8 protein-coding genes are annotated in these 8498 nt (G+C 70.7%); all 8 read right to left on the bottom strand.

Features of this window, described 5'->3' with window-relative positions:
- Nucleotides 1-33: 33 nt before the first annotated feature.
- The 8 genes from N864_RS16260 to N864_RS16225 all read right to left on the bottom strand — a co-directional run bounded on the left by N864_RS16260 (nucleotide 34) and on the right by N864_RS16225 (nucleotide 8384).
- Nucleotides 34-717: a GOLPH3/VPS74 family protein gene (locus tag N864_RS16260; protein ID WP_034719162.1), complete on the bottom strand. Its 684-nt coding sequence runs from the start codon at nucleotides 715-717 to the stop codon at nucleotides 34-36.
- 40 nt (nucleotides 718-757) lie between these two features.
- Entirely contained in the window at nucleotides 758-1744 is a 987-nt protein-coding gene (locus N864_RS16255) for a GNAT family N-acetyltransferase (protein WP_051518697.1), read from the bottom strand.
- Between the two features lie 101 nt (nucleotides 1745-1845).
- Nucleotides 1846-2313, bottom strand: coding sequence for a heat shock protein transcriptional repressor HspR (locus N864_RS16250; protein ID WP_034719160.1), 468 nt, complete (start codon nucleotides 2311-2313; stop codon nucleotides 1846-1848).
- A 103-nt stretch (nucleotides 2314-2416) separates the two neighbouring features.
- A complete protein-coding gene (locus N864_RS16245) occupies nucleotides 2417-3427 on the bottom strand; it encodes a DnaJ C-terminal domain-containing protein (RefSeq protein WP_034719158.1) in 1011 nt (336 codons plus the stop codon).
- Between the two features lie 80 nt (nucleotides 3428-3507).
- Nucleotides 3508-4143, bottom strand: coding sequence for a nucleotide exchange factor GrpE (locus tag N864_RS16240; RefSeq protein WP_034719164.1), 636 nt, complete (start codon nucleotides 4141-4143; stop codon nucleotides 3508-3510).
- Nucleotides 4144-4148: 5 nt separating this feature from the next.
- Nucleotides 4149-6053 carry a molecular chaperone DnaK gene (gene dnaK / locus N864_RS16235; RefSeq protein WP_034719156.1) on the bottom strand — a complete coding sequence of 635 codons (1905 nt, stop codon included), beginning with the start codon at nucleotides 6051-6053 and terminating at the stop codon, nucleotides 4149-4151.
- A gap of 245 nt (nucleotides 6054-6298) precedes the next feature.
- Nucleotides 6299-7633, bottom strand: a complete 1335-nt coding sequence (locus N864_RS16230) for a C1 family peptidase (RefSeq protein ID WP_034719154.1) — start codon at nucleotides 7631-7633, stop codon at nucleotides 6299-6301.
- A gap of 88 nt (nucleotides 7634-7721) precedes the next feature.
- The gene (locus N864_RS16225; protein ID WP_034719152.1) at nucleotides 7722-8384 is read right to left on the bottom strand and encodes a hypothetical protein; all 663 of its coding nucleotides are present in this window, start codon (nucleotides 8382-8384) and stop codon (nucleotides 7722-7724) included.
- Between the last annotated feature and the right edge of the window lie 114 nt (nucleotides 8385-8498).

The following is an 8498-nucleotide window of genomic DNA, read 5'->3' as shown; positions in this document are numbered from 1 at the left end:
GCCGGTCAGCGCGGGCCGGTCAGCGCGGGCCGGTCAGCGCGCGGCGGCCCCGCCGCCGGCGATCACCGCGGCGATGACGGCGGTCTGGATCTCCTGGATCGTCTGGCGGACGGCGTCCCCGCCCCACCCGCCGGCGCTCAGCTCCTTGGTCCGTGCGCGGAGCAGCCCCTTGTCCTCGTCCGGGAAGAGCTTCCGCAGCAGACCGGTCGCCCCGAGCAGCGACACGAGGACCGCCGTGCGGGGCTCCGGATTGCCGCTCTCGAACAGGGCACGACGCACCCGGCCGACGATCTCCCGCTCGACGGACGGGTCCTTCTCGCGCCAGACCTTGCGGTGGTAGACGCCCAGGACGGTCTCCTCGTCGCGCACGCCGATCCCCGAGCTCTCCAGCTGCGCCAGTGTCGCCGACTCGAGGGGGCCGGCCCGGTCGCGCCAGCTCTGGGCGCCGCCGACGCGGGCGACGGCGTTCTTCGGCGCCTGGCCGTCGGCACGCTGCAAGGCCTCCTCGAGCTCCGGGGCAACGGCGTGGCCGGTGGCATGGAGACGGGCGGACCTGCCCTCCCCTTCGAGCTCGAGCGCCCCCTGCAGGGCGAGCTCGCTGATCGCGGCCCCGGCCAGGCCCGCTTTGAGGTGCGTGCCGTCGACGAGCGGCCGCCCCGTCTCGTCATCGTGCGCCAGCAGGAGGAACTCCGCGTGCAGCGGCAGCGAGGTGGTCATCCTTCGAGGCTAGGTCGGTCGGCGGCACTTCGGCGGCTCTTCAGCGGCGCTTGGCGAAGATCAGCTCGGCCACGTCGGGGACGAACCCGAGCTGCTCGTTGATCGCGATCATGTGCCGGTTCGCGTCGTCGTTGCCGGTGCGGATCGACGGGTTCGTGACCCCCAGGTCGAGCAGTGCCTGCAGGTTCGCGACCTTGACCGCGAGCCCCAGGCGGTGGCCCCGGTGGTCCGACCGGACGAGCGTGCCCTCCTGGGTCAAGTGTCGCTCGGGCACCGACGGGACGACGATCTCGCTGTAGGCGACCACCTCGCCGGCGCCGTCGAGCGCGACGGACTCGACGAGGCGCCGGCCCGCCTCGACGTGCCGGCGCAGCTCCTCGGCATAGTGCTCGGGGCTGACTGGTGACGCCTCCCACTCGATGTCACCCGTCGGGGAGTCGACGTCGATGAGGCCCTTGAGCACACCGAGCGAGGCGCGGTACTCCTGCGGCACCCCGTCGACGAAGGATTCGATGCGGTACCCGTCCGGGGAGACCGCGAGCCGGTCCAGCAGCGACCCGTCCACCGGCCAGCGGAGGACCCGGTCGGTCGAGACGGTCGCCACGGCATACCCCATCGCCTCGCCGAAGCGGCGGTACGGGTGGTCCTCGACCCGGTCCGCCGGGAGCCGGGCGGGCACGACGAGCTCGCGTCGCTCGGCGGAGATGTCGGCCTCGGCCGCAGCGACCAGCGCCCGGCCGACACCGCGGCGGCGGTGGGCTGGGGCGACGTCGACAACGAGCCAGACGAGCTCGCGGTTGTCCTCCATCGGCAGATAGAGCATGACCGCACCGAGGACGGCGCCGTCCTCGACCGCGACGAGGTCATAGCGCTCAGCGCCGAGCTCCGGCTCGAGGACCTGCCGCACCTGCTCCTCGAACGGTTTCGGGACGAACGTGGGCTGCTCGACCCGGGTCGACGCGACACACGCTGCGTACCACTGCTTCAGCTCGTCGGGGTCGGTTGTGTCGAGGCGGCGGATCTTCATGGCCCGCACCTTGGCCGACCGGGGCGTCGGTTGTCGAGCGGATTCCCGCGGCGGCTTGGCGCCTCCCCCGGACGCGACCCAAGCCTATGGGTGCCAGAGCGTCAGGAGGACTGGCGACGCGAGTCGGGCCGCCAGACGACGAGCGCCTGGGAGCGGGGGCGCCGCGGCGGCCGCTGACCGGCCGGCACGGCGATGACGTCGCCCAGCGTGCCGGCGGCGAAGATCCGACGGTGCCGGGCCATCGCGGCCCGGGCCAACTCGAGCTCGTCGCCGAGCTCCTCGACCCGCGAGCGCAACGCCTCGACCTGGTTCTCCAGCTCGAGGATGCGCTGGATGCCGGCGAGGGAGACCCCCTCCTGGGACAGCCGCTGCACCTCCCGGAGCAGGGCGACGTCGCGGCCGCTGTAGCGCCGGCCACCACCGCGGGTGCGCGACGGCGTGACGAGGCCCATCCGGTCGTACTGGCGCAGCGTCTGGGCATGCATCCCGGCGAGCTGGGCCGCGACGGAGATGACGAAGACGGGCGTGTCGTCGTCGGGGGCACCGCCCCGGTTCCGCTGTGCTGCCATCGTCCTCACCTCCTGTCTTTCCGCTTCCGTCTCGTTCGAGGTATTCCGATGGGCGGATCCACCACCGGAATACCTCGAACCGGGAGGGATCAGGGCCGTGAGATCAGCCGCGCGCCTTGGCGAACAGTTCGGCTCGCGGGTCGTAGCCGTTCTCGGCCGCCGCCATCTTCTCGATCGCCTCGCGGGCCTCGTCGGTGAGCCGCTGGGGGACCACCACCTGCACCTTGGCGAGCAGGTCGCCGGGCTTGTCGTCGCCCCGCTGGACGCCGCGGCCTTTGAGCCGCAGCACCCGCCCGCTCGGCGTGCCGGGGGCCACCTTGACCTTGACCGACTTGCCGTCGAGGGTCGGCACGGGGACGGTCGCCCCGAGCGCCGCCTCGGCAAAGGTGACCGGCAGGTCGACGGTCAGGTTGTCGCCGTCCCGGCCGAAGACGGGGTGCGGCTGGACGGAGACGGTGAGGATCAGGTCGCCGGCGGGAGCGCCCGGGTCACCGGGTCGGCCCTTGCCACGCAGCCGGATCTTCTGGCCGTCCCGCACCCCTGCGGGGATCCGAACGTTCATCCGGCCCAGCTCGGGCGACTGGAGCAGCACCGTCGAGCCCTCGACGGCCTCCTTGAAGCCGATGTGCGTCGAGGCGTGCACGTCGACGCCCGGCTGGGGACCGCGCGGCGCGCCGAAGCCGCCATAGCCGGCACCTGCGCCGCCGCCGCCGAACATCCCGCTGAGGATGTCCTCGAGGTCGGGTCCCGCGCCGCCGGCACCCGGGGTGCCGAACCGCACCCGCTGGCCACCGCCGGCACCGAAGCCGGAGAAGAGGTCCTCGAAGCTCGCGCCGCCTGCGCCGCCCGGCCCGCCGGCCGTGAAGCGCGCGCCGCCGTGGGCCATCGCCCGGACCGCGTCGTACTCTTTGCGCTGCTCGGGGTCGGACAGGACGGCATACGCCTCGCCGATCTCCTTGAAGCGCTCGCTCGCCTTCGCGTCCCCCTGGTTCTGGTCGGGGTGCATCTTGCGGGCGAGCTTGCGGTAGGTCTTCTTGATGGTCGCCTCGTCGGCGTCCTGCGGCACGCCGAGGATCGCGTAGAAGTCCTTCTCGAACCAGTCCTGGCTAGCCATCCCGGCGCACCTCCTCGTTTGTCATCACAGTCTCATGTATGCCGCTGGGCTGGGGTCCCAGCCCAGCGGCGTGGCGGCGTTCAGGCAGGGTCGGCCACCGACACCCGTGCGGCTCGCACGAGCCGCTCGCCGTTCTTGTAGCCCGGCTGGAAGATCTGCACGACCGTGGTCGACGTCGCTCCCTCCGGGACCTCGGCCTCGACGTGCATCAGGGCCTCGTGGACGTTCGGGTCGAACTCGTCACCGACCTCGCCGACCCGGGAGATGCCAAACCGGGAGAGGGTCTCCTCGAGCTTGTCGGCGATCGAGGCGAACGGGCCGCCCTCGAGGTCCCCCGCCTGGCGGGCGAAGTAGATGTCGTCGAGCACCGGCAGCAGCGCCTCGACGACCCCGCTCACGGCGTTGGTGCGGATGACCTCGCGGTCGCGGTCGACCCGCTTCTTGTAGTTGACGTACTCGGCCTGCAGGCGCTGGAGGTCTGCGAGCAGCGTGGCCGCCATCGTGTCCTCCTCGGCGAGCTCGGCGTTGGCGGGCGCGTGGTCGTACTCGTCCTCGCCGCCCGGCTCGGACGAGGCACCGCCACCGCCCTCGGTGTAGATCGGCTCGGGCCCGGGCGTGCCCGACGCGACCGGGGCGCCGGCGGTGCCGGCGCCCTCGGTCGCGTCAGGACCGGCGCCCTCGGGGCCTGCGCCCTCGGGACGGATCTCCGGGTCCATCTGGCTCACTTGGCTTCCTGGTCGTCGTCGATGACCTCGGCGTCGACGACGTCCTCGTCGCCACCGGCCTCGCTGCCCGCACCACCGGCCTGGCTGTCGGACGACCCGGCCGAAGCGTCGGGACCGCTTGCAGCGGAAGCCTGCTCAGCGGCATACACCGCCTGGCCCATGGCCTGGGACTTCTCGTTGAGCGCGTCGACCTTGCTCTGGATGTCCTCCGGGCTCGCCTCGGAGCCGTCGGCGATCGCGGACTTGAGGTCGGCGAGCGCCTCCTCGACGGGCTTCTTGGCGTCGTCGGGCACCTTGTCGCCCGACTCCTTGAGGAAGTGCTCGGTCGAGTAGACGAGCTGCTCGGCCTGGTTGCGCACCTCGGCGGTCTCGCGCCGCTTGCGGTCCTCCTCGGCGTGCGCCTCGGCGTCCTTGACCATACGGTCGATCTCGTCCTTGGACAGGGCCGAGCCGCCGGTGATGGTCATCGTCTGCTCCTTGCCGGTGCCCTGGTCCTTGGCGGAGACGTTGACGATGCCGTTGGCGTCGATGTCGAAGGTGACCTCGATCTTCGGGATGCCCCGCGGCGCCGGTGCGATGCCGGTCAGCTCGAAGGTGCCGAGCGACTTGTTGTGCTGGGCGATCTCACGCTCACCCTGGAAGACCTGGATGAGGACCGACGGCTGGTTGTCGTCGGCGGTCGTGAAGATCTCCGAGCGCTTCGTCGGGATCGCGGTGTTGCGCTCGATGAGCGTGGTCATCAGGCCACCCTTGGTCTCGATGCCGAGCGAGAGCGGCGTGACGTCGATGAGCAGGACGTCCTTGCGCTCGCCCTTGAGGACACCGGCCTGCAGGGACGCGCCGACCGCGACGACCTCGTCGGGGTTGACGCCCTTGTTCGGCTCCTTGCCGCCGGTCAGCTCCTTGACGAGCGCCGTGACGGCCGGCATGCGGGTCGAGCCACCGACGAGGACCACGTGGTCGATGTCGGACAGCTTGATGCCCGCGTCCTCGATGACCTTGTGGAACGGCGCCTTGGTGCGGTCGAGCAGCGACTTGGTCATCTGCTCGAACTGCGCACGCGTCAGCGTCTCGTCGAGGTGGATCGGGCCCTCGGGCGTCATCGAGATGTACTGCGCCGAGATGTTCGTGGAGGTCGCGGACGACAGCTCCTTCTTGGCGCGCTCGGCCTCGTCACGGAGGCGCTGCATCGCGATCTTGTCCTTGGACAGGTCCTGGCCGGTCTTGTTCTTGACCTGCTGGATGAGCCACTTCACGACGACCTCGTCCCAGTCGTCGCCACCGAGCTGGTTGTCACCGCTCGTCGCGCGGACCTGGATCGTGGAGAAGTTGTCCTCCGGGTCCTTGCCGACCTCGAGGAGGGACACGTCGAACGTGCCGCCACCGAGGTCGAAGACGAGGATGAGCTCGTCCTCCTTGCCCTTGTCGAGGCCGTAGGCGAGCGCCGCCGCGGTCGGCTCGTTGATGATGCGCAGGACGTTGAGGCCCGCAATCTCGCCGGCCTCCTTGGTGGCCTGCCGCTCGGCGTCGTCGAAGTAGGCGGGGACGGTGATGACGGCGTCGGTCACCGGCTCGCCGAGGTAGGACTCGGCGTCACGCTTGAGCTTCTGCAGGATGCGGGCGCTGATCTCCTGTGCGGTGTAGCGCTTGCCGTCGATCTCGGGCGACTTCCAGTCGGTGCCCATGTGGCGCTTGACCGAGCGGATGGTCCGGTCGACGTTGGTCACGGCCTGGCGCTTGGCGACCTCGCCGACGAGCACCTCGCCGTTCTTGGCGAACGCCACGACGGACGGGGTGGTGCGGCCGCCCTCAGCGTTCGCGATGATGGTCGGCTCGCCGCCCTCGAGGACGGAGACAGCCGAGTTGGTGGTACCGAGGTCGATTCCGACCGCACGTGCCATGAGTGGTTCTCCTTGGTGTTCCTGATCGGCCGTATGCCGCTGGGCTCGCTCCTCATGGGGGCTCGCTCACGCTCCGGCCACGTGGTCTGGGTCCTGCTCAATCTGCTCTGCCCGGACCTGACTTGTCAAAACCGGACTCGCAAATCTTGCGTACACCTGACTCAACTTTGGAGCGATGTGATTTGTTCCCCGGCCTGGAGTCCGTCGGCGGGGTACGGCCGGGGCCGACTCGGGACGGGCAGGACTCAGTCGGCGAGGGCGCCCATGGGGTCCCATGCGGGCAGCACGACGGGATCCTGCTCGAGCGCCGCCTGCAGGTCGGCGGGGAGGGCGTAGCGGCGCACGGCGACCTCGAAGACGAACTCGGCGAACCAGCTGTCGTTCATCGTCATGAAACCCTTGTCGCCCTTCTCGGTGCCCCAGCTGTTCTCGACGCGCCACCGCCGGGGCACGTCGTCGACGAGGTCGACCCCGGTGAAGAGCATCGCGTGGGTCATCAGCGACTCGTGGTGCAGCAGGCGGTCGGCCTTGGTCAGGCTCGGCTGGGTGCCGTAGACCGCGGCCCGGTCGAAGAGGGACGCGTCCCACAGCCCGAGGTCGGCGTGCGACATCTGTCCCGTGTCGCAGCCGAACCACACCGGCTCGCCGTCCACGATCGCTCGTGCGGCAAGGGACTTCATCACCGCGGGCTCGACGTTGAGGTAGGTCACCGGCGGCGCGCCGACGACGTTGCCGAGGTGCTCGACGGTGAAGGTGCGCCCGTAGGGGCTGGTCGGCCGCGGGTCGTTGACGAGGCAGACGTAGTCGGCGAGCGGGACCGTGACATAGGCCTCGGCGAACTCGAGCGGCGTCAGCTCGCCGTCGCGGTGGAACGCCCCGTCCGAGTCCTTCCACTGCCAGACGAAGGACTCGGGAGGGGTGCCGAGGTGGATGCACAGCAGCCGGTGGATCGCGGCCAGCGCCTGCTCCTTCGTGACCTCGAGGGCCTCCGGGTCGGCGCCATCGGCTGCCTCGGCCCGCAGGTCCCGGGCCGCCTGGCGCAGGATCGTCGCGATGTCGCGGTTCATCTGGCGGGTGTTGCTCGAGCTCTTCGTCTCGGGCATCGCGACCTTGGGGACGAGCCCGTGCTTGAGGACGAGCGCGACGAACATGTTCCACTGCCCGCCGTCCTCAGCGGGCGTCGCGAGCAGGTGCGCGACGGTGCGGTCGTCGACGTCACGGTCGCTCGTCGCGATGATCGACTCGAGCCAGTGGTTTGCCTTCTCGAGCTTGTCCCAGAACAGGAGGTGGTTCTGGGAGAACTCGAAGTCCTTGACGCCCAGCTTCTTTCGGGCGCCGGCACGCAGCAGGTTCGTCCCCGCGAAGAGCCAGCAGCGCCCGCTCTTCTCCTGCGACGTCGCCGTCCAGTCGTCGAGCAGGTGGGAGACCGAGTGGTCGATGCTCGTGACGACGTGACGGTCGAGGGCGATGTCGTCCACCGACGTGGTCGTGACCGCGTTCTGCAGCAGCCGTGCGGTGGGGTCCGCGTCCCAGGCCTTCGTGAGGCGCTCGACGAGGTCCGGGGTGAGGTCGCGGGGCATGGACACTCCTTCGTGTAGTCGACCTTGGCATCGTATGCCGCAGGGTCGACGCGGGCTCGGTCGCGCGCTTCCGTCCTCGTGGGCCGACTCAGCCGGGCTGCCGGGCCTCGGCGCGTTCCCGGATGCCGCGCAGCATCTTGATCCCCATGATCGCGCTCACGACGCACAGGGCCTCGACCGCCGGGCCGGCCCATCCGACCCGCGGCTCGTAGCGCTCGCGGACGATGAGGCGGGTCTGCCGACCCGGGTGGTGGCGCAGCACGAACGCCCAGGTGTAGTCGAACGGGAAGCCGGCCGGCATCGATGCGCTACCCGGCGCGCGGGGTGGGCCGGGACGCAGCACGAGGTGCTCCTCCGGCTCGACCGCGACCACCGTCAACGCACCCTTCGGGTGGAGGCGCACCTCGCTGCCCACGGCGACGTCCTGCCACTGCGGCACGATGCGGTCCGCGCTGTGGATGCCGCAGCCGACCAGGTTCTCGAGCCAGTCGTAGCTGTAGAGCCCGCCGCGGCCCTGGCCGAGCTGGGCGAGCCAGGGCCAGACCTCCTCGCGTGGCGCGTCGATGGTGATGGCCCTCGTCTCGACGTAGGGCGCAGCGGGCAGCAGGTCGTCACCGGGCAACGGCTCCTCGGTCTCGCCGGTCGTGGCGCCCCAGTGCAGGAGGGAGTACCGCGCGGTCCAGGCCCCCGAGACCGCCGTGGCGACCCCCACCAGCACGGCCGTGCGCCGTCGCCACCGGTTCCTGGACATGTGCGGCCTCCCCTTCCGACCCCTCCACCCTCTCTCGCGTCACGGACCCGGGGCAGGACCAAGGTCCCCATCCACTCCGGCGGCCGGAGTTCGGGCTCACTCGACGGCTCGCAA

This window comes from Intrasporangium chromatireducens Q5-1 (assembly GCF_000576575.1).
GTDB classification, from domain to species: Bacteria; Actinomycetota; Actinomycetes; order Actinomycetales; family Dermatophilaceae; genus Intrasporangium_A; species Intrasporangium_A chromatireducens.
The sequence above is the reverse complement of the archived record's forward strand: the minus strand, read 5'-3'. Positions and strand labels throughout refer to the sequence as shown.

Coding starts and splice junctions, on each gene's coding strand:
- N864_RS16260 (WP_034719162.1), bottom strand. CDS start 717: ATGACCACCTCGCTGCCGCTGCACGCGGAGTTCCTCCTGCTGGCGCAC.
- N864_RS16255 (WP_051518697.1), bottom strand. CDS start 1,744: ATGAAGATCCGCCGCCTCGACACAACCGACCCCGACGAGCTGAAGCAG.
- N864_RS16250 (WP_034719160.1), bottom strand. CDS start 2,313: ATGGCAGCACAGCGGAACCGGGGCGGTGCCCCCGACGACGACACGCCC.
- N864_RS16245 (WP_034719158.1), bottom strand. CDS start 3,427: ATGGCTAGCCAGGACTGGTTCGAGAAGGACTTCTACGCGATCCTCGGC.
- N864_RS16240 (WP_034719164.1), bottom strand. CDS start 4,143: ATGGACCCGGAGATCCGTCCCGAGGGCGCAGGCCCCGAGGGCGCCGGT.
- dnaK (WP_034719156.1), bottom strand. CDS start 6,053: ATGGCACGTGCGGTCGGAATCGACCTCGGTACCACCAACTCGGCTGTC.
- N864_RS16230 (WP_034719154.1), bottom strand. CDS start 7,633: ATGCCCCGCGACCTCACCCCGGACCTCGTCGAGCGCCTCACGAAGGCC.
- N864_RS16225 (WP_034719152.1), bottom strand. CDS start 8,384: ATGTCCAGGAACCGGTGGCGACGGCGCACGGCCGTGCTGGTGGGGGTC.